At 48.9% G+C, this 20,070-nt stretch carries 20 protein-coding genes; 8 read left to right on the top strand and 12 right to left on the bottom strand.

What is annotated here, in order from left to right; genetic code table 11:
* Positions 1–124: 124 nt before the first annotated feature.
* The 4 genes from BN1360_RS13050 to BN1360_RS13035 all read right to left on the bottom strand — a co-directional run bounded on the left by BN1360_RS13050 (position 125) and on the right by BN1360_RS13035 (position 4,172).
* Positions 125–1,357, bottom strand: a complete 1,233-nt coding sequence (locus tag BN1360_RS13050) for an ABC transporter substrate-binding protein (protein WP_195714260.1) — start codon at positions 1,355–1,357, stop codon at positions 125–127.
* A 537-nt stretch (positions 1,358–1,894) separates the two neighbouring features.
* Positions 1,895–2,188 (bottom strand): hypothetical protein, encoded by a 294-nt coding sequence (locus tag BN1360_RS13045; RefSeq protein ID WP_068780290.1) that lies wholly within the window; start codon positions 2,186–2,188, stop codon positions 1,895–1,897.
* 340 nt (positions 2,189–2,528) lie between these two features.
* Positions 2,529–2,879 (bottom strand): YlbF/YmcA family competence regulator, encoded by a 351-nt coding sequence (locus BN1360_RS13040; protein ID WP_068780289.1) that lies wholly within the window; start codon positions 2,877–2,879, stop codon positions 2,529–2,531.
* A 129-nt stretch (positions 2,880–3,008) separates the two neighbouring features.
* Complete coding sequence (locus tag BN1360_RS13035) at positions 3,009–4,172, bottom strand: DUF445 domain-containing protein (protein WP_068780288.1); 1,164 nt, start codon at positions 4,170–4,172, stop codon at positions 3,009–3,011.
* A 195-nt stretch (positions 4,173–4,367) separates the two neighbouring features.
* Here BN1360_RS13035 and BN1360_RS13030 point away from each other — a divergent pair, with 195 nt between their 5' ends.
* The 6 genes from BN1360_RS13030 to BN1360_RS13005 all read left to right on the top strand — a co-directional run bounded on the left by BN1360_RS13030 (position 4,368) and on the right by BN1360_RS13005 (position 11,083).
* Complete coding sequence (locus tag BN1360_RS13030; RefSeq protein WP_068780286.1) at positions 4,368–5,735, top strand: YheC/YheD family endospore coat-associated protein; 1,368 nt, start codon at positions 4,368–4,370, stop codon at positions 5,733–5,735.
* A gap of 13 nt (positions 5,736–5,748) precedes the next feature.
* Positions 5,749–6,858, top strand: coding sequence for a YheC/YheD family endospore coat-associated protein (locus BN1360_RS13025; protein WP_069188344.1), 1,110 nt, complete (start codon positions 5,749–5,751; stop codon positions 6,856–6,858).
* 73 nt (positions 6,859–6,931) lie between these two features.
* Positions 6,932–8,302 (top strand): YheC/YheD family endospore coat-associated protein, encoded by a 1,371-nt coding sequence (locus BN1360_RS13020; RefSeq protein WP_068780284.1) that lies wholly within the window; start codon positions 6,932–6,934, stop codon positions 8,300–8,302.
* The gene (locus BN1360_RS13015; protein WP_068780283.1) at positions 8,302–9,414 is read left to right on the top strand and encodes a YheC/YheD family endospore coat-associated protein; all 1,113 of its coding nucleotides are present in this window, start codon (positions 8,302–8,304) and stop codon (positions 9,412–9,414) included. Before BN1360_RS13020 ends, BN1360_RS13015 begins: the two co-directional genes overlap by 1 nt.
* A gap of 26 nt (positions 9,415–9,440) precedes the next feature.
* The gene (locus BN1360_RS13010) at positions 9,441–9,971 is read left to right on the top strand and encodes a GNAT family N-acetyltransferase (RefSeq protein ID WP_068780282.1); all 531 of its coding nucleotides are present in this window, start codon (positions 9,441–9,443) and stop codon (positions 9,969–9,971) included.
* An 8-nt stretch (positions 9,972–9,979) separates the two neighbouring features.
* Positions 9,980–11,083, top strand: coding sequence for a YheC/YheD family endospore coat-associated protein (locus BN1360_RS13005; protein WP_068780308.1), 1,104 nt, complete (start codon positions 9,980–9,982; stop codon positions 11,081–11,083).
* Between the two features lie 35 nt (positions 11,084–11,118).
* Here the strand turns inward: BN1360_RS13005 and BN1360_RS13000 are convergent, their stop codons facing one another.
* Entirely contained in the window at positions 11,119–11,844 is a 726-nt protein-coding gene (locus BN1360_RS13000) for an HAD family hydrolase (protein ID WP_420707899.1), read from the bottom strand.
* Positions 11,845–11,968: 124 nt separating this feature from the next.
* On the opposite strand from BN1360_RS13000, the gene BN1360_RS12995 reads away from it, so the two are divergent.
* Positions 11,969–12,382 (top strand): NusG domain II-containing protein, encoded by a 414-nt coding sequence (locus tag BN1360_RS12995; protein WP_068780280.1) that lies wholly within the window; start codon positions 11,969–11,971, stop codon positions 12,380–12,382.
* A 140-nt stretch (positions 12,383–12,522) separates the two neighbouring features.
* On the opposite strand, the gene BN1360_RS12990 is transcribed toward BN1360_RS12995, so the two are convergent.
* The 7 genes from BN1360_RS12990 to BN1360_RS12960 all read right to left on the bottom strand — a co-directional run bounded on the left by BN1360_RS12990 (position 12,523) and on the right by BN1360_RS12960 (position 17,614).
* Positions 12,523–13,377, bottom strand: coding sequence for a pirin family protein (locus tag BN1360_RS12990; protein ID WP_068780279.1), 855 nt, complete (start codon positions 13,375–13,377; stop codon positions 12,523–12,525).
* Between the two features lie 97 nt (positions 13,378–13,474).
* On the bottom strand, positions 13,475–13,948 hold the full coding sequence (locus BN1360_RS12985) for a MarR family winged helix-turn-helix transcriptional regulator (protein ID WP_082790054.1): 474 nt from the start codon (positions 13,946–13,948) through the stop codon (positions 13,475–13,477).
* Positions 13,949–14,143: 195 nt separating this feature from the next.
* Entirely contained in the window at positions 14,144–14,344 is a 201-nt protein-coding gene (locus BN1360_RS12980) for a hypothetical protein (protein ID WP_068780278.1), read from the bottom strand.
* A complete protein-coding gene (locus BN1360_RS12975; RefSeq protein ID WP_068780277.1) occupies positions 14,341–15,756 on the bottom strand; it encodes a sensor histidine kinase in 1,416 nt (471 codons plus the stop codon). Before BN1360_RS12975 ends, BN1360_RS12980 begins: the two co-directional genes overlap by 4 nt.
* Positions 15,743–16,459 (bottom strand): response regulator transcription factor, encoded by a 717-nt coding sequence (locus tag BN1360_RS12970; RefSeq protein WP_068780276.1) that lies wholly within the window; start codon positions 16,457–16,459, stop codon positions 15,743–15,745. Before BN1360_RS12970 ends, BN1360_RS12975 begins: the two co-directional genes overlap by 14 nt.
* Before the next feature lie 444 nt (positions 16,460–16,903).
* Positions 16,904–17,116, bottom strand: a complete 213-nt coding sequence (locus BN1360_RS12965) for a DUF2933 domain-containing protein (RefSeq protein WP_068780275.1) — start codon at positions 17,114–17,116, stop codon at positions 16,904–16,906.
* 231 nt (positions 17,117–17,347) lie between these two features.
* The gene (locus BN1360_RS12960; protein ID WP_068780274.1) at positions 17,348–17,614 is read right to left on the bottom strand and encodes a CUE domain-containing protein; all 267 of its coding nucleotides are present in this window, start codon (positions 17,612–17,614) and stop codon (positions 17,348–17,350) included.
* Positions 17,615–17,977: 363 nt separating this feature from the next.
* Between BN1360_RS12960 and BN1360_RS12955 the strand changes: the two genes are divergently transcribed.
* Positions 17,978–20,005 (top strand): acyltransferase family protein, encoded by a 2,028-nt coding sequence (locus BN1360_RS12955; protein ID WP_068780273.1) that lies wholly within the window; start codon positions 17,978–17,980, stop codon positions 20,003–20,005.
* The last annotated feature ends 65 nt before the right edge of the window (positions 20,006–20,070 follow it).

The following is a 20,070-nucleotide window of genomic DNA, read 5'->3' as shown; positions in this document are numbered from 1 at the left end:
CGACTTTCCTCTTAGTCTGATAGCATATCCCTGAGCGGGTGATGATGATAGGAAAGGAGGGAGACGACAGCCTTATCGCCCCCACATTCATTCCATCTCTTAATCGAGGTCATTCCATAATAAATTACTGAGCGGCATCATCCAGCACAGCCTTCGGATCCATCAAAGTACTCGGATTAAAGATCGACTCAAACGCCAGTTCCAGACGCTCGGAGATTTCACTCCAGTTATCCACTTTAAATGAAGCTGGTGTATATTTCTCACTCATCTCAAGCATGTGATAGAATACTTTCTTCAGCTCATCATTCTGCAAATTCTCGCTCTCCACTACGCTCTTAAGCACAGGCAGTTCATAATCAATACGCGCCTTATTGGCTTCTTCGCTCGTCCAGAATTTAATGAACTCCCAGGCTGCATCCTTTTTGCTCGATTCCTTCGACATCGAAATTCCTGAGGAAGACACGATGCTGACAGCGCTTCCATCTTTGAACTTAGGCAATCCAACGACTCCGAAATTAATCCCCGCTTCACGCAGGCTGCCGAGCGACCAGGCTCCATTTGTGAACATGGCTACCTTGCCTGACTTCATCTCCGTTGCTCCCGAGCCTTCGGTGGTAATCGCGTATCCTTCCTTAAGCATATTCTGGAACATAGTTAGCACTTCAACAGATTTGGGACTATTCAAATTCCCTTCAAGGTTGCCTTGATCATCCACATAGGATGCGCCGTTCCCCCATAGGAACATCTCGTAATCATAAGGATCAGGCTTGCCTGAGAAGGCAAATCCGCTGATACTCTCCGCATCATCAGTCAATTTCTTGGCATCTGCCTGCAGATCTTCCCAAGTCCATCCGTCCTGCGGATACGGAACGCCCGCCGCATCGAACAAATCCTTGTTATAGTAGACGACATGTGTAGTATAGCCGACCGGCAGGCCCAGGATTTGATCATCTGCCGAGTTGTAGTTCCACAGCGTCTCATAGAAATTATCCTTAAAGTCGCTGCCTTCCTTCTCGATATAAGCGTCCAAAGGCTCCAATGCATCTTTATAGGTCGGGTAATTCCACATATACATCACATCCGGAGCATCCTTGGCTCCCATACCAGCGGTAATCTTCGTGTCATAATCACTGCCGTAAGCCTCCAGGTTCACTTGAATATCAGGATGTTGCTCATTAAACTTATCGATCAGTTCTTGCTGCAGCGTCAAGTTATCCTCAGAATCCCAAGTTGCAAACCGAATCGTCTGCTTGCCGCCCTGCTCCGCCTTATTTCCCGTTCCTCCACCACAAGCCGTTAAAGACAGAACGACTAGCAACATAACGATAAATAATAATTTCCCCTTTGCTTTCAGCATAAAAGCCCCCCCTAAAATGGTGTTCCAAATCTTAAGACTACGCTGAATCCCGATCCCGCTACATAAAGATGTTATGAATCGCCTATTCTAAGTTTGCTGTAGGCACCCCCTGGAATTCTTTGATATGAAAGCGCATTCGAAATTACTAAAAATAAGACTGAATATCGCTTCACACTACAGCTTCTTCCCTTCTTATCCAAGTGGAGCATTTCTTTTTTTTTCATTATATTTTTAATTTTAGTAAAAAGTCAACAATTTTTATCAGTAAAAATAATCGTAATTCATCCTTAATTTGCCTGTAAATCCATTTAAAACGAGATATTTGCTTATTTTTTCACATAAAAGGGCTTTTTAAGTCTTATTGGATTTAGTAAAAACTAAACTTTTTTACTAGTGAATATAGCTATCATTAATAGAATTCTTGGATTACCGTTAAATCACTCGTCGAAAAGGCAACCGTATTCCCAAGAAAAAAACGCGAGCCTCCCCGTTCGATTTGAACCGGAAGATTCGCGCTTGCTGTTTAAATATAATCATTTACATGCTATGATTCTGTCGCTCCGTAGTGCCCCACTTGCCCTGCCACTCGCTTAGTTTGGCGCGGCGGGCAGCATCCAGGGCCCGCTGCTTCTCCTCATTCACACCAAGCAGGAAATGCAAATGCGCTCCAATAATTAATAGGGCAAACACTGCCCAGACTATTCCGAACCAGGATACAAAATCCCCGCCCGGCTGGAATTTAATCAGGGGAATGGCATATACCAGCATAGCCAAGGCTAGGATCAAATACACGGCATGCTTCCACTTGCTCTTCTTCTTGACAACTTTCATCTTAGCTACAACTCCTTCATTTCTTGGAATAGACGATGTTCCATCAGCTCGTACATGGAATCTATATATCTACTCTATGAAGAAGGTTCCAACAATATGATAGGTTGTTCAAAAAGTCGCTTTTGATCACGAAGAAACACTGGAAGCCGATTCGATATCGACTCTTGAATTCGGCCGGGCTAAGCGAATGCCTAAGAAGTCATGTTTCCTGCGGAAACACCTCAGGTGCTCACACCGCTTTCCCTACGCTACGCTCCTCAATCCCCAGCTTCATCCAATTTCTCGATACTGAAAAACCAACTTTTTTGAACTCGCAATAGGCTCGATTTATTTAGTTCCTCTAGCCTTGGATTGATGGACCGTACAGGTCTTGCAGGCTGTCAGTAATGATCTTGTTTACGTCCTGAATAATAACGCTCAAGCGGCGCTCGGCGTCGAACAAGCGACGAATATTGAGGTTAAGGCTAAGGCTCTCGAATTGCTTCTCCATCTGCCCCATCTCTTCCTGGGATGGCATATCCCCGGACATCATCCGCTGCTGCATTGCATTTTGCTGTGCGCGGAACTCGTCCAGCATCCGCTTGCTATCCAGATCCAGGTCGATCAGCTTCATCGCTGACTTGATATCCGCAACCTCCTGACTCTCTCTCAATGAATTCGCTAATTCATTCGCTTTATCATAAATATTCATTTCTATGTCCTCCTGAAATTTTGTGAACAGACTCCAAACCATAATAACCGATTCACGGGGGACCCGCCACTTTTCATACCTGCGCAATAGGATCGGTTCCCTTGAAGCCAGGTTCCTTAAGCAACCTGGCTACCGCCACCACAACATGAACAAAGATTGCACCAAGCCGATCATTCCCCCAAGGACCACACCCAGCCAAGTAATTGCGCGGAATTCCTTGCCGGAGACGCTAAGAATGACTTCCTCCAACAATTCAATCGGGAATTTCTGCACTTGCTCATGCACCAGCTTAGGCAATTGAATAGCCGTAATCACTACCGGAATCCCACGAACGATCCCTCTGAGCATGCGGTCTGTAAAGCCGGGGATCGCTTGCTCCAGTTGAGGCTCCCAGGAAGCCAGCAAGGATGATACCTTCAATTCCTTGACCTTGCTTATCCATTTATCCAGCGGCAGCCTCCGCAGCTGTGAGAGGATCCAGTCTTTGCCCTCTTCATCCGCTAATAGCTGCAACAGCTCGTTGACCGGCTTCTCAGCATATTCCTCCAGCTTGTCCTTAATCGCTCTCGCTACCTTCGCCCTCGTCTCATCCCCCCGTAGAGCACGGACTAGAGCAGGGGTCAGCTTGCGCACCATCTTATCTTCGTCCATAAAGATCGCTGCCATGGTTCCCAGGAATCCTCCAGCCTGATCGGCCAAGCCGGCCGCCATCTTAGACAGCATCCGCTGACCTCCGGCAGAGAGCAGTTCCTCTTCAATTGTGCGCAGCAGAGCTTCCGCAGCTATCTCGCTCCAGCGCTCCCGATTCTCCTCTGTCCAGCCAGGGATCATCTCCTTGAGCGGCTTGTCACCCAGACCATATTGATCCCATAACCAATCCATCCCACGCTCAAGAACCGCGTTGGTTGTGCCGGTAAGCTTCAGCTTGATCGCTTCCCACTTTTCCTCCTCCCACACGGTTAAAGCAGCCTCTTTCAAGGTGAGTGGACTTTGCGCCCATTTATAGAGAAGCGCCCGCAAATAATCCTCTACCTTCTGCTTGAAGGTGGGACGGAGCACCATATCCTGCAGACCTTCCGAAGTCACTAAATAATCGGCAACGACATTCCCGAGCGATTGTGCGATATCCTCTCTACGCTTCGGTATTAATCCCGGGGTAAACGGGACGCGAAATCGACCGATCATCATCTTCTTTCTCGGATGGAATAACATTTTGATTGCGAAATGGTTTGTGATACCGCCGACGAAAGCAGCAACAGCTACACTGACCATAACATAAATCCAAGGATTCATCTCAATACCTACCTACCTTCCCCTTGGCCCCTCATGTTCCATTCGCCAAATCCCTGAATATAGGCTAATGAAATCAAACATGGGTCAATCACCAAGGATTCTATGTCCTCATATGATGCATTACATGCACTTACGCAGATACCCTTATTAGCATCCAGGATATCAAGCTTAAGCTTGGAAGGAGACTTACGCTTCATGCCCTCCAAAAAAATAAAGATTCAGATTATGAGCCCGAATCTGCTGGATAATGATTATCTCGTCCTAGGCGAACAGCTGATACGGCAATGGAAAATCCCGACCCATTACCCGGTGCAGCTCGCATTCGGCTCATTCCGGCACACCGTCAAAGTCATTCCCTTGGCCAGATTCGATGGCGTAAGAATCAGTCAAGAACTGGCCGGGAAAATGGGTGTTCTGCCCCGTTCCTCGTTACGGCTCAGCTACCGTCCGCACTCCACTACTCTCCAGTTTGGTCCACTCGTCGGAGTGTTAATCAGCAGAGATTATGCAGGAGCCTCGGATAGGCCCTTCGGTCCCATTACGATGTTCTGCAGAGAGCTCGTGAAAGCCTGCCAGCGTCAGGGAGTGTATGTTTATTTCTTCACACCGGATCATATTGGAACGAGTTCGAAATCTTTGTCAGGCTGGGTCTTCGGTGAAGCATGGAAGCAAATCACCGTGCCTGCTGCAGACGTATTCTACAATCGTCTGACAACCCGCAAATTAGAGAATAAACCTAGCGTACAGCATTTTATGAAAGAAGTAAAATCCAGCTACGGAAGCCATTTCTTCAATGAAAAATTCCTCGACAAAACCGAAGTCTTCGACGCGCTGGGGCGAGACGCATCCGTATCGCGCTACTTGCCAGAGTCCCATTTGTTCCGCGGCTACTCTACGCTGAAGATGATGTGCGGCAAGCATCCGATCGTCTTCCTCAAGCCGGTCAAAGGAAGTCTGGGCAAAGGCATCATACGGATCTCCCGATTAGAAGGCGGGGCGTACCAATCGATGACCGCATTGGTCGGGGGAACCAAACGACAGGTCTACCCTTCGCTCACCAAGCTGTATTCTGCAATATCGCCCAAGATGAAGACAACACGCTACCAGATCCAGCAGGGACTTGTTCTCATCGAAAGCGATCGGCGTCCAGTCGATTTTCGCGCCTTGGTACAGAAGAATCGAAGCGGAACCTGGAACATTACCTCGATCGTAGCCCGGACAGCGGGCAGTCAGCATTTTGTCTCCAATCTGGCTCGCGGAGGATCGCTTAGCACCGTCAAGGAGGCTGTCTCTCGAAGCTCGCTTCCCATCGGGGTCAAATCCCGGGTCAGCGCTCAGCTGCGCAAAGCAGCGCTTGATATTGCCAGGGGCGTTGATGCACAGATTTCGGCCCATTTCGGAGAGCTTGGCATCGATCTAGCTGTGGATCATCATGGTCGAATCTGGCTGCTTGAAGTGAATTCCAAGCCATCCAAGAATGATAACACCCCCATGGGTGGGAGCAAAATCCGTCCCTCTGTGAAGCAAGTGATTGAATATGCCCGTTATTTGTCCGGATTCTAAGGAGGAGAGAAGTTTGACTAAGCTGTCAAAAGGAGCGGTTGGCATTCTGGTAGCAAGCAGCGAAGGAACGCTTCCTTTCGCTGAACCGGCCTTCTGCCGCAATCTGTGCATTATGGGAGAAAGAGAGGGGCTTGAGGTCTATGTATTCAGCCCGGTCTCCGTCAATCCGGATAGCGGACTTGTAGCCGGCTATTTCTATGAGGATGGACATTGGGGAAGAAAATGGTGCTCGCCGCCGGATATCGTATATGACCGCTATTTTTCCCGTGACCGCAAGCAATTGAATCAGAAGCAGCAGACTCTCTCCTTGCTGAAGAAGAACCATCCCTTTATTTATTTGACCCGGAGCCTGTCAGGAAAATGGGCCGTATACCGGACGCTAGGCAAATATCCTAAGTTCACCTCCTATTTGCCGGAAACCGTAAAATATCAGGATTCAAGCGCATTGTCCGAATGGCTGCATGCCCACCAAGGAGAAGCATTCCTTAAGCCGCAATTGGGCACGCAGGGCAGACGGACCTTGCACGTCAAGATGTCGACATTCGGAGATGAGCTCTGTATCACCGGGAGAGCCGGAAATAACAATGTCATTAACCGTCGCTTCCTAAGTCTGAAGCAAGGCCTGGAATGGATCGATAAATTCATCGGACGCCGCCCCTTCCTGCTCCAGCCCTATCTGGAGCTTAGCAATGCGGAAGGCGAGCCGTTTGACATCCGAGTACTGATGCAGAAGAACGAGACCGGCCGTTGGGAGAAGACCGGTATGGCGGCAAGGGTCGGCCGCAAGCAGTCCGTCACTTCAAATCTGCATGGCGGCGGAACAGCCCATAAGGCGATTCCCTTCCTGATTGAACAGTATGGGAGCGGCGCTGGAAGAAAGATAGCCACAATAATTCAAGAACTCGCCGCGGAGATCCCGGAAGCCCTGGAAGCCCACTATGGCCGTCTGGCAGAGCTGGGCATCGACTTCGGTGTCGACCGGAAAGGAAAAATATGGATACTGGAGGTTAACTCCAAACCAGGGCGCACTTCCTTTGTAAAAATCGGCGATATGAAAAGCGCCAGAAAATCGATACAAAATCCAATGGGGTACGCTCGCTATTTATTGCATAGCAAATCCTGAATGTGGCTCGGAAAAACCGTTAGACCCCAATATCTGACTTTTTGAACCACGTATTTTTAGGAGGAAAAAATTCATGAGTTTGACTTTTGGCAACGTCCATTTCACGCAGCAGCCTCAACGGGTCGTCTACGTGTCCGGCTCCTTAATGAAAAACCTGAAGCTGTCGGGAAAAAAGTCGGTCCACCTCAGATTCGGCGGAGAACGAGTTCCCGCTACAGTCAAGTCCATTAACAAAACAGGGAAACATCTATATCTGGCCTCTGGAATTCGCAAAGGAATTAAAATTCCGAAGGCCGGCGGCGTGTTCCTGCGCGCTCAGGAAGGCGAGGTTCAGATCGGTCCGCTCATCGGCGTACTCTCCGATGGCCCAACCTCATCCTCAACCCATCCTTTCGGGTCCAGGACCGGTTTTATCAAGCAACTGCTGACCTCGGGCGGCAAGCAATTCTACATCTTCGCCTTCACACCGAGAGATATTAATTGGACTAACGAGACCATTAACGGATTCTTCCTCGGTGAGAACGGGCGCTTCACGCGCAAGAAAGTCCCGTTGCCCGATGTTGTCTACAATCGGTTGCCAAGTCGCCGTGCGGAGACGACGAATTCTATCAATCAACTGCGTGAACGATTTATCCGCCGCAGAATCCCGTTTTTCAACTGGAGCTTCTTCAATAAATCCGATATCTATCGCTTGCTGGAGAGAGATACGCTGGTCAGTCGTTTCGTTCCTGAATCGATCAATAGTCCTTCACCAGAGCAGATTAAAGACCTGCTGGATCGTCATGCACTGATCTACTATAAACCGAGCAGCGGCAGCCTTGGCAACGGCATTTACCGCCTGTCGCATGTGGCCAAGAACGGATATTATGCAAGGTACCGCAAGAACGGGCGCAATGCCCTGCTGCGCTTCAACTCCTTCGGCAGCCTGATGCGTACGCTTCAGGCGAGGCACGGACGCGCCCTGCGCGGTTATGTCGCCCAGCAGGGAATTCGACTGGTAGAAATCGATGGCTGCCCGATCGATTTCAGATTCCATATGCATAAGAATGGCCGCAACCAATGGGTCGTCGTGGGCATTGGTGCTAAGAAGGCAGGCAAGGGCAGCGTGACGACACATCTGAAGAACGGCGGCTCACTGTTAACTCCGGAGCAGGCCCTCGGAAGAGCCTTTGGCGCAAGAGCGGATGATGTACTTAGAAATGCCAAGGTAGTCGCAATTAACCTCGCCGAATCGATCGAAGCCCACCATCAGCATTTGCTCGGAGAGATCGGATTCGACATCGGAATCGATAAGGACGAACGAGTCTGGATGTTCGAAGCGAATGCCAAGCCGGGAAGGTCGATATTCAAGCACCCCTCTCTCCGCGCAGAAGGCAGAGCCTCGATTGAGCACATTTTGGAACATTGCTTGTATCTGAGCAAATTCCGGAGGAGGGATGGCTAATGAGTCATCTTTTAGCTGACCAGAAGCCTGTCATCGCCATACTCACGGTACATGACAAAGAAAAACAATTCAGAGGGAACCGCGCCAATTTTCGCGATCTCGTGAAGACAGGCAGGGAGCTTGAATTCCCTGTCTATATTCTCACAACCAAGGATTTGAAATTGTCAGCGAAAAAGGTGCAAGGCTATTCCTATAGTCCAGAGGAGAAAGCCTGGAAGAAGCAATGGTTCCCTCTGCCCCATGTCATATATAACCGGATTCCGCTGCGAGAAGACGAAAATAAGCCGCAAGTAAAACGTAAAATCGACGAATGTATCAAGCATCATTCCATTCAATTGTTTAACCCGTACTTCTTCAATAAGTGGCGCCTGTTCGACTGGCTGAAGAAGAATCGCTCCACCCGCAGTCTTGTTCCGGATACGAAGAGAATGCGCTCTCCAAGGACATTGTTCACTATGCTAAGGCAGTACAGAAGCCTGTATTTGAAACCGGAGAGCGGCAAAGCCGGTAAAGGCATTATGCTGCTGAGATATAATCCCGACAGTCCTAAGCCTTATCAGTTAACGATCCAGGGGATCCGGAAGAAAAATGTAATCTATGCCACCGATAATGTTGCAACGATGTGGCGGAGAATTAGAGCTGAGACGGTTCGCGTGCCTTACATTATGCAGCAAGGCATCCCGCTTACTTCCTATATGGATCGTCATTTCGATCTGCGTTTGCTGGTGCAGAAGACCGGAAAGGGCGTATGGAGCATAACCGGGGTCGGTGCCCGTCTGGCCGGACCGCACCGAATTACAACTCATGTTCCCCAAGGAGGAAGCGTGGAGGATCCCGATAAGCTGCTAACTCCAACCTTCGGCTCCGACATGACCACCTTCCTGATCAATCGGCTTAAATCGAGCGCGCTGCTTATCGCCAAGCAGGTGGAGCGGGGCTGCGGTCACACGTTGGGGGAGATGTCTATGGATCTGGGAATCGATACTGAGGGGAAAATTTGGTTTTTCGAAGCAAACGCAAAACCGATGAAATTTGATGAAACCCATATTCGCAGAAAATCACTGGAGCGTGTTTTCCAATTCAGCAATTATTTGGCACATCAGGATAAATAACATCCGCAAGGGGGGATGGACCCAAGATGAACTGGTTAACTTTAAAGCCTGACAACGAGATGGACTGGAAGAGACAGCAAAGCGACATTCTGGCATTTATCAACAGGTGTGCCGGCAAGCGATTGTACCGAAATGTCTACCATGAGCTGCTGATGCTTAGCTATCGGGATCTGAGCAAACCCGGCACATTATTGCAGCTAGTTACAGTCCAGGCAGAAGACGGCCCGAGAATTGCCGCTTTCTCCGGCGCAGCAGGATATGGGCAGGACCTTTGCATCGTTGTGGTTCACCCCCTATACCGCGGGATCGGTCTTGGAACAACTTTGCTCAAGCAGCAGCTTGCCGCCCTCGGTTCGCTGACCTGTCAGATTGCCCTGGATGATCTCGGCGCTCTGCAGATGGGATTCCGGGCCGGACTCTGTGCCAAGGGCTTGATTAAAATCCATGGCGGCAAACGCGGACTGCTCCTGCAAGAATCATCACAGGATCCCATGCTTGGGCTATCAGAGTCTAACGGAAAACAGAAATTTGCCGCCAACCTCGCTCAAAGAAGGTGAATATGCAAGTGGCACAACCCGTTCTTGGCATTTTGACATTGTATTTAAATAATAAGAAACAGCTTGAGGAACGGCACATCTACCAACGAATGATCTCCGAAGGACAGAAGCTCGGATTAGATGTGTTCGTTTTTACCCCCATGGACGTTGACTCCAAGAAGAATATGATTCACGCGCTGATCTATGATCCCAAGCAGCGGAAATGGTCGCGGAAATGGCGAAGCTTTCCGCATATGATCTACGATCGCTGCCGGATTCAACGCAGCATACGCTTCGAACAATTAAAGAGATTCCGCGCGCAATATAAAAACATGAACTTCCTGAATCGTCCGCTTCGGGATAAATGGACCGTATATCAAACTTTGCTGCGCAAGTCGAGATTCCGCCCCTATCTGCCCGAGACAACGCTGTTTCACAGTTCCGCTAACGTCAACTCGCTGCTCAAAAGCTATCCGACCATTTATATCAAGCCGATCAACGGTACTGGCGGAAGAGGCATATTAAGGGTAGAAAAGTTAGGGAAGGATACCTTCTATATTCAAGGAAGAAGGCTGAATCGCCAGATTATCCCTGCCCAGAAGGTTCATAAATCGCGACTTGTCCCTTTTCTGATCGGTTGGAAGAGAGGGAAGCGCTTTGTAGCCCAGCGGGGAATTCAAATTGAACTGCCAAGCGGCAGGGTTCATGATTACCGCATGCTGGTCCAGAAGAATGGGCAAGGGGTTTGGGACGTAACCGGATGTGCCGGACGCGTCGGTCCTCCTCGCAGCATCACCTCCAATCTGCATGGTGGTGGTCAGGCAGTGTCTATGAATACACTGCTGCGACAAATTGCTCCAAATGAAGAGAAGCGCCTGGAAATTCGCCGTACGGCCGAGAAGCTGAGCGTGGAGGCTGCGGCGTATCTGGAAGAGTCGTACGGTGCGCTCTGCGAATTGGCTCTCGATCTGGCCATCGATAAGAATGGAAAAATTTTTATTCTTGAGGTCAATCCAAAACCTGCGCGAGAGGTGTTCATCCAGTCCGGTGATCCCGAGGCTTATCATCGCTCAATTGTCAGGCCATTGGAATATGCACTGTGGTTCTATAAACATAAAGTCGCCCCTTCTTAAAGGAGCGACTTCTTTATTTTGCCCGGATACTCATATTATTCTGTAATTGCATGATCGTACAGCTTCAGCAGCTCCGTAAAGTTCGCAATCAAGCGATCCGATCCTTCCAGCTCCTGCCCGTTCCCGAAGCCCGCATAGGCACAGCCAATGACGATTTGTCCATTCTTCTTGCCAGCCTCTACATCCGAGGAGCGATCCCCTACCATCCAGGCATGATGTATATGATGTTTGTCCAGCAGCAGCTTCACCAGATCCACCTTGGATGCTGTCTCATACTCACCGGCACTATAAAGGGCTTCAAGCAGCGGGGAAATCTCATGGGCTCTGGCTACCCCTTTTACGTAGTGCTCTAGTCCGTTACTGGCTACGAACAGCTTAACCCCCCGCTTGTTCAGTTCAGTTAGCGTCTCCAGTACACCGGGATATAACTTCGAATGATGCTTCTGCAAATCCTCCAGCTGCAAATCAAGCAGCAACTCATTTGCCCGCTGGCGGGCTGCCTCGCTGGCATCGGGAATGACTTTCTTCCAGATATCATCAAGCAGCATGCCAAGACAACCCAGAATGACATGCTCAGGCGGAGTTTCCCCCATATACAGCTTCTCTTCCCGCAGCTGGTCGAACATGCGGTGATACGCCGGCAACAATAATGTCTCCGTCATGAACAGCGTTCCGTCCATATCGAAGATCATTGCCTCCGGCTTTATCAGTCTACTCTCTGTAAGCTCCATATCCACAATCCTCTCTATCTCATCATTCATAGCCCCATCATAAGTTAATGAGTCTAAGAAGTAAACCGCGGAAGCACTTCATTCTCACACGAAAAACACATATTTTCATAATAAAATAACGGGGTGAAATGAACTTCTGCTGGAGATGACCTCTATGATTCATCGAACCTTTAAGCAAGGCGATCTTGTACTGATCGCTGTCATACTATCCATCGCTCTCCTCATCCTTGGCGCAAGATGGGTGCTGGGCAGCTCCGAAGCAACAGTTAAGCCCACCGGACATTACCATGCCACAATTAAAGTGGACAATAAAATTTACAAAACCGTAGAACTCACTGCCGAGACGCAATATGTCGAGGTGCAAACTTCACGCGGATATGATCGGCTCAAGATCCATGACTATGGCATCGAGGTTATCGAATCCGACTGCCCACAGAAGATTTGCTTCACCTTCGGACAGATTACAAAACCGGGGGATGTGATTATCTGCTTGCCTCTGCGGATGATAATTGAAATAGGGGGACAGGCTCCCGATTCACGGACGGAGATCGATGCAGAGGTTTATTAATCCATGAAACCCGGAGAAGACAACCCAAATCAGTCAATCCTTTTAACATAATCTTTTCGGAATAACGAGCGAAATTGAACAAGAGCCTTCCTGTTTCCAGGAGAGGCTCTCTGTATTTTATACGATCCCACGCCCCCTATTCAGGAATGCTTCAGGAAAGTACCTTGCCGCAGGTCGCGAAAGGCTTCGACAATCTCGGTTTCCGTGTTCATTACGAAGGGGCCGTGAGCTACCACCGGCTCGCGTACAGGCTCCCCTGCATATAAGACGAATCTTAACGGCTCTTCCGCCGTAATCTCGATCTCACTTGCCTCCCCATCGCGGCCGCGACCCAGCCACATCATTTGGCCCTGATGCGCCGGGGTCTTGCTGCTGCCAAATACGCCCGAGCCCTGGATGATATAGATGAAGCCGTTATAGCTGCCCGGCAAATCCTGAGTCACCGTCGAACCGGGTTCCATAATTGCCTCAACCATCGTCACGGGAATGTGATTAAGTGTCTGCGATACAACCTCATGCGAGGAGCCGGAGAAGACCCGGATCAAAGCGCCATGTTCTTCACGCACCGGCATATCCGCACTCTTGAGATTCTGATAACGCGGCGCGCTCATTTTTTGATCGCGAGGCAGATTGACCCATAACTGTAGAGAATGGGCGGTTACCCCTTCCGACGGCTGCTCATTGTGCATGACTCCGCTGCCTGCGGTCATCCATTGGACATCCCCAGGCCCGAGTACACCGCCATCTCCGCTCTGACTATCATAATGCTCTATCGAGCCATCAATCACAAACGTGACCGTCTCCAGCCCCCGATGGGGATGGACATCAAAGGCGCCGCGCCGGAACTTGTCCTCCATCATAATCAGGAAGGGGTCATTCTTCTCCCACTCCCCCATTTCAAGCACCGGACCTGCCGAATGAATCGGACTTACCGTGTCCAGCTTCACTCTTCTGACCTCCGCAATATGACGTTGAAATACGGAACTTGTCTTCATATGAATACCCTCCTCTTCATTTGCTGGTAAACGGGCAAATAAATAATGATTATAACCGGTATCACTTGGGATAAAATTCGGCCAAAAAATCAATGCACTATCGGTGCGGCAGCATTGCTTCATCTACCTTTTTACGGACGCTATGCCTGTGAATCCTCGTCATCATCCCCAGGAAGCTCTTCTGTTCTGCTTCATCCAGCACCTCAAACATGGAAGCCTGGAAATCCGATTGAATCGGCAGCACTTGCTCCATCAACGCCAAGCCTTTGTCCGTCAGTGAGATGTACTTCACCTTCCACTGCTGCTCACGAACAATGAACTGCTCTTTCTCCAAGCGAGCCAGCATATGAGATACACCACCGCGGCTGATCGTCAGATGCTCTGCCAGCTCAAGCTGAGCCACCGGCTGGTAAATCATCACCTGGGCAAGCATATCGAACTGGGCTGCGGTAATTCCAAAATGCTGCAACAGCTCATTCGAAAGCTGATTGCTTCGTTGATAGAACCGGGCCAGTCGCAGCCATATTAACAGCGCTGATCGGTTGTCTTCTGTGAATCCTCGCTTATTCAACGTATCACCTGGCTTTCTAAAGGCTGTTGATCAAGGTCCGTATTATCCTGTGAATTTCAAAGCTTGGTCACCATCAGTTTACTAGTAAATCGATAATAAGGCAAGGAATCCTTACCAACGGGACTGATAACAATCAAAAAAGAAAGAGCCTCTGTATGGCAAAAGAGACTCTTTAACTACTCCAGATCAACACGATTATTGTCGATTGGAACGGTTCAGCAAGCAATAAATCCCTCCGACCAGTCCAGCCGCCACCATCATTTTCAGGCAGTATTTGCCCATCGTCTTGGCGATTTGGAGAATCGACATGTCGCGGGAGATGTTGGCTGAGACAAACAGGCAAATTAGTCCCATAGCGATAATCACCATAGCGATCAACCAATCCACCCGCTTCATGCCGATTCCCCCTGTTCCTCCAGCTTGAATCTAATCTCAAAAGTCGTACCTTCGCCAAGCCTGCTGTTTACCTCTATTTCCCCGCCCTGCAGTTCCACTAGCTTCTTGGCGATGGATAATCCAAGACCGGTCCCTCCATGCTGACGGGAACGGGATTTCTCGACTCTATAGAAGCGTTCGAAAACATAAGGAAGCTCGTCTGCTGCGATGCCGATTCCTGTATCCTTAACCGTCACGAATACATAGTGGTCCGTCTGATCCAAAGTAAGGCTGATTTCGCCTTGCTCTGTATAGCGGATACTGTTCTCCAGCAAATTGAGGATCACCTGTTCCATGCGCAGCCCATCACCGTAAACCCAGGCGGTGCTGCGATTCAAGCAGGTGCTGAGCGCAAGCCCTTTATCGCTTGCTTTTAGTTGCACTTTATGGACCGCATTATCGATCACTTCGCTCAAATCAATCCACTCCAGGGACAAACTGATTTTACCCTCCTCCATCTTCGACAATTCGAACAAATCGTCAACGAGATGCTGGAGGCGCTTCGCTTCCTGATGGAGCACATCCAGATACTGATCACGCTCTTCCTCTGTACTGTACAGCCGCTCCTTAATGACCTTGGAATATCCCTCCAGATAGGTAATCGGAGTGCGCAGCTCATGTGATATATTTGCAAAGAACTCCTGCCGCGTATCCCTGTAATTTTGCAATTCCTCGGCCAGATTATTAATGGCCGCTGCCAGAGAACCTATCTCATCATCACGGGAAATGTCCAGCCTCGTCTCCAACTCCCCGACAGCGATCTTGCGCGTCGCCTGCTGCATTTGCAGCAACGGTCTGGACAGCAGATGAGCCACAATCCAGGTAATACCAAGCGCAAGCAGAAAGGCGCCGATTCCTGAAAGAACGAGCAGCCTGCGCATCGCGGCAATGGATTCATCCATATGCTTGGACGATGACAGTACATAAAGCACCGACATCACCTGACTCTCTCCCGCCAGTTCCTTGACAATCGGCTTCGCTGTTACAAAATAACGATTGCCACTCGCGGCCTCATATTTCAGGCGTATTGTCCGGCCGGAAAAAATCGTCTTGATATCTCCTTGATGTATGAACAAAGCATCCGCCAGTTCTTCCTCTCCGGAGTAATCCTGCACTTTCCCGTCTTTATTGACGTAGAAAATGCTGACATTGGAGAAATCGGCGAATTTAAGCAGCATTTGCTCTGTCGGTGCATCCGGGGTCTGTGCCATCATAGCGAAATGTGTGGCCAATTCATCGACCTCTGTACTCATTTCACGGGTGTAGAAATTCGAGAACATCCGATCGATCGTCGCGCCAAGGATGCTCAGTACGACGATAAACACGGCGATAATGACGAAGCCGAGCTTCATTCCGACTTTATTTTTTAGCATGGTTCGCACCATCTGCATTGAATTTATAGCCTACTCCCCACACTGTCTGAATCGGGTTGTAGACTAATCCGGCCCGCTGCAGCTTCTCACGGATATTCTTGACATGGGTATCTACCGAGCGGTAATCGCCGTCATAATCATACCCCCAGATCAGGTTGACGAGATCCTCCCGGCTGTATACTCGATGCTGATTCCCTGCCAGAACCACCATCAGGTCGAACTCCTTAGGGGTAAAATCCACCGATTGGTCATGGATGTAAATCTCGCGAGCATCAGGCAGAATCCTGAAGTCCGGAAAATCAAGCGTCTGCTCCTGTGCCACTGAAGACTGCGTAATGACAGAACGCCGGATCAACGAGAAGACTCTGGCAATCAACTCCTCGGGTTCAAACGGCTTGGTCAAATAATCATCGGCGCCCATCCCCAGTCCATAGACCTTATCCTTCGTCTCCGAACGAGCCGTCAGCATAAGTACGCCTACATTGCTCTTCGCACGAATCACCTTTAAAACCTGCCAACCATCCATATCCGGCATCATAACATCCAGCAGCACAAGATCAAATTCATGCTGATCAATCATCGTCAGGGCCTCCATGCCGCTTGATGCTTCTTTAACTTCGAATCCTTCCTTCATTAAATAAATACGCAGCAAATTACGCATATTCCATTCGTCATCGACAACTAAAATCTGCAATTTTGACATCCTGCTCACCATCCCTTATTGCCTCGCCGCAAACAGCCGCTATTCACGATCCTGCTTCCATTGCTCCTATTTAGTAGTGTTCAAAAGGCCGGTTTTCAGCACCGGGAAGATTGGATAAAGCTAGGGTTTAAAGAGCGGAGCGTACGCAGTTTGTGTGTAAGCACCAGAGGCCTGGCTAAATTCAAGATTCGATGCTGATTAGGTTCTTGATTGATTTCGTGTTAGATATCGAATTTATAAGTTATCAGCGGAGCTGACTGAAATTCTATATCGCAAGAAAACCTACCGTTGAATCGCGTTCGCTCAGCCTTGAATTGGCCACGATTGGTTTTCTTATTAAAGATGGACTTTTTAAACAACTTCTATTATATAGTATAGCGCTGCTGACAAATAATTAGATGGCTTTAGAACTTAAGGATTGATCCTTCAATCCTGCGTGCCTGACTACACCGGTTTCCTTGACAGCTTCTCGACCTCTCTGCGAAGCAGTTCGTTCTGTTCCCGCAGTTCACTTAACTGCTGCTGCACTCCCTGATCTACGTTTGAAGGTGAAGCTTGCCCCTGCCCATGTCCATACGAGTGTGAGCCCTTCATACCAAACATCATGAATATCATCATCAAGGGACAGACCAATACAAGCAACCAAGACCACTCCATATCAATGAACCTCTCCTTTTTTATTTGAATACCCTTATTGTAGTGATCAGTTATGTAGAAAGCTTGTTGAAATTACAAAGTCTGAATAGGATTACGCAAATTTATGTAAAGAAAGGAGCTGCCTGAGGTTATCCATAGCTGCAACCTCCTTGGCAGCTCCACCTGTCTTGGTATCGCATTTCTCAAATGGCACCTGATTATTCGCCCCTGGATTCACAGAGAATCCATAGTTTAGAATCCCGATTGCATCATACCACCGGACTGCGCATTGCCGGAACGCATCATCCCTCGTTCATTTTGTCCACTGTTGCCATGACAGCTCTGATACATATCCTCCAGCTGCCGATCCGACAGATCAGGATGCATAGCCCTCATATGAGGAAGCATGTCCTGGAAGGACGCCCATAAGCCCTGTCCTTCTCCCGCAGCATACGCAGCCGTGCCAATTCCTAAAGTCAGGACAATGACACCCAAGGCGATAACAAATTTTGATTTCATAGCAATCTCCTCCTCAAGAGAAATTGTAGACCCCATTTATGTGGAAATTGTGAGGATCGGATTTAGCTTAGGAACTTAAATATTCATGGTAATCCGTCCTAATCTTTCCAGTTAAATAAACAACCAAAATGTGTTAAAATTTTGAATTCCAATCGTAATCTGATTGTCATTAAACTCATCCCGCAACGTTTTATAATGAGAACACATCAATTGTGACAGCATGAGAGAGGATGGATTAAAAGTGGTGCAAAATGGGTTGAAGTCTGCAAGCTCAAAACAAAAGATAAGGTTAACGTTGGATCCCTATGAACTTCCGTTAATATCCAGGGAAATCCTGATAAATCGGTGCGGGGGATCTTGTTTATGTCTACTCCATTAGCGAACGAAAAAAAACGTTACATCGCCGGGCTGGACGGTCTACGCGCTCTGGCCATTATCGCAGTCATCGCCTATCATTTGGACATTCCGCGAATTTCGGGCGGGTTCCTCGGCGTTGATATTTTCTTCGTATTATCGGGATATTTGGTAACAAATCTGCTCATTGAAAGACGCCGCGACAGGCAAAGGCTTGATCTATCCGACTTCTGGGTACGACGTTTCCGCAGGCTGTTCCCCGCTCTGATCGTTATGCTCATGGTTGTGGTCGCCTGGGCCACGCTATTCGACCACAGTATGCTGCAGTCACTGCGCGGCGACGTTGGATCGGCAATGGTCTACGCCAACAATTGGCGGCTCATCTTCCATCAGGTTTCCTATTTTGAGCAATACAGCACGCCTGCACCACTGATCCATCTCTGGTCACTATCGGTTGAGGGACAATTCTACATAATCTGGCCGCTGCTGTTAACTCTAGGCTTACGTTTTACACCGAAACGAATTCAAATGGTTCTCATCACCCTATCTCTCGCATTGGCTTCCATGCTGACTATGATTTTGTTTTACCAGCCAGGCAGCGACCCAAGCAGAGTATACTATGGGACCGACACACGGGTGTTCGCCTTGCTGATCGGAGCCACTTTGGCGCTGATGTTGCCTAGTCAAGGCATGATCACGAACCCTTCCCGGCGTACCCGGCTATCCTGCGAATGGATCGGCTGGCTGGGCTTGGCTGCTATTGTTGCCTTACTGCTGCAAGCGAATGAGTTTGATGATTTTCTCTATCGCGGTGGATTTATGCTGGCGGCGATTTCTACGGCAATGGTCATTATAGCCCTTATCCATCCATTTACATGGATTAGCAAGTTGTTCAGCCTGAAGTCCTTGCGCTGGATTGGCATGCGCTCCTACGGAATTTATCTATGGCATTATCCGATTATCGTCCTATCGAAACCTACCGTGAACACAGGCGCATACAACTGGAAGTTAGCTTTGACTCAAGTAACGGCGAGCGTTATTCTTGCCGCGATGTCCTACAAATATGTTGAAGAACCGATCCGGCGCGGACAATTGTCCACCGCTCTCAAGCAGATCAAGAAATTTCCATGGAATCGTCAGCAATTATCCGTCAAACAATGGACGATCAGCTCGTTATCCGCCATCATTATTATTTTGTTCGTATCCGGCATGATCCTGCATATTCCGGCCACAGCTTCTATGGCTGGGGAGGTTGTCTCCGTACCTGCTCTGGCGCAACCTGATTCCAAGCAGGGAGGGGATCAACCCGTCCCTCCTAAGAAACCGGACCAAGGAGACACCAATGCATCCCATGGAACGGATGGAACCCCAATATCCGCTGAAAAAGAAAAAACTAGGGACGGTGATTCTACTACTGTGAATACAAATCCGGGCTCCGGACCTAAAGCGGAGGATATGACGACGAAGCAGGAAGCCGGTTCACCTGCTGCTCAACCGAAAGCTTCCAAGGAATCTGGCAAGAGCTCTCAAGCGTCTAAACCTGTGAAATCCTCTAAATCGGATTGGGGAAATGTCACCGCCATCGGTGACTCGGTAATGCTTGATGGTGGGCCCTACCTGGAAGAACTGCTGCCCGGCATCCAGGTTGATGCGGAGATCGGACGGCAGATGTCGAGCGGTTCCAAGCTCCTTACCCAGCTTCAGAAGCGGCGCAAGCTCGGCGATACTGTCGTTATCGGCCTAGGCACCAACGGCGTGTTCAATAAGAAGCAGCTAGAGAACTGTCTCGGGTCATTGAAGAATGTCAAACATATCGTTCTTATCAATACACGGGTTCCTCGAAAATGGGAGAGCCAAGTTAATAAACTGTTGGCGGATATCTCTGCAAATTTATCTGGCATTACGCTAGTTAACTGGTACAGCGCCAGCGAGAATCATGATGAGTATTTTGCTAAGGATGGGGTTCACTTAACCAAAGAAGGCTCGCAGGCTTACGCTCAGCTTATTGCCAAGACATTAAGTTCTATAGAGAAGTAACTCCACAAAGAATAACAGGCAGTCAAAACGTAAAGTTCTGACTGCCTGTTTTATTTATTGTCGCT

It is taken from the genome of Paenibacillus sp. GM2 (genome assembly GCF_900069005.2).
Taxonomy (GTDB): Bacteria; Bacillota; Bacilli; order Paenibacillales; family Paenibacillaceae; genus Fontibacillus.
The sequence above is the reverse complement of the archived record's forward strand: the minus strand, read 5'-3'. Positions and strand labels throughout refer to the sequence as shown.

Coding starts and splice junctions, on each gene's coding strand:
- BN1360_RS13050 (WP_195714260.1), bottom strand. CDS start 1,357: ATGCTGAAAGCAAAGGGGAAATTATTATTTATCGTTATGTTGCTAGTC.
- BN1360_RS13045 (WP_068780290.1), bottom strand. CDS start 2,188: ATGAAAGTTGTCAAGAAGAAGAGCAAGTGGAAGCATGCCGTGTATTTG.
- BN1360_RS13040 (WP_068780289.1), bottom strand. CDS start 2,879: ATGAATATTTATGATAAAGCGAATGAATTAGCGAATTCATTGAGAGAG.
- BN1360_RS13035 (WP_068780288.1), bottom strand. CDS start 4,172: ATGAATCCTTGGATTTATGTTATGGTCAGTGTAGCTGTTGCTGCTTTC.
- BN1360_RS13030 (WP_068780286.1), top strand. CDS start 4,368: ATGCCCTCCAAAAAAATAAAGATTCAGATTATGAGCCCGAATCTGCTG.
- BN1360_RS13020 (WP_068780284.1), top strand. CDS start 6,932: ATGAGTTTGACTTTTGGCAACGTCCATTTCACGCAGCAGCCTCAACGG.
- BN1360_RS13015 (WP_068780283.1), top strand. CDS start 8,302: ATGAGTCATCTTTTAGCTGACCAGAAGCCTGTCATCGCCATACTCACG.
- BN1360_RS13010 (WP_068780282.1), top strand. CDS start 9,441: ATGAACTGGTTAACTTTAAAGCCTGACAACGAGATGGACTGGAAGAGA.
- BN1360_RS13000 (WP_420707899.1), bottom strand. CDS start 11,844: ATGAATGATGAGATAGAGAGGATTGTGGATATGGAGCTTACAGAGAGT.
- BN1360_RS12995 (WP_068780280.1), top strand. CDS start 11,969: ATGATTCATCGAACCTTTAAGCAAGGCGATCTTGTACTGATCGCTGTC.
- BN1360_RS12990 (WP_068780279.1), bottom strand. CDS start 13,377: ATGAAGACAAGTTCCGTATTTCAACGTCATATTGCGGAGGTCAGAAGA.
- BN1360_RS12980 (WP_068780278.1), bottom strand. CDS start 14,344: ATGAAGCGGGTGGATTGGTTGATCGCTATGGTGATTATCGCTATGGGA.
- BN1360_RS12975 (WP_068780277.1), bottom strand. CDS start 15,756: ATGCTAAAAAATAAAGTCGGAATGAAGCTCGGCTTCGTCATTATCGCC.
- BN1360_RS12970 (WP_068780276.1), bottom strand. CDS start 16,459: ATGTCAAAATTGCAGATTTTAGTTGTCGATGACGAATGGAATATGCGT.
- BN1360_RS12965 (WP_068780275.1), bottom strand. CDS start 17,116: ATGGAGTGGTCTTGGTTGCTTGTATTGGTCTGTCCCTTGATGATGATA.
- BN1360_RS12960 (WP_068780274.1), bottom strand. CDS start 17,614: ATGAAATCAAAATTTGTTATCGCCTTGGGTGTCATTGTCCTGACTTTA.
- BN1360_RS12955 (WP_068780273.1), top strand. CDS start 17,978: ATGTCTACTCCATTAGCGAACGAAAAAAAACGTTACATCGCCGGGCTG.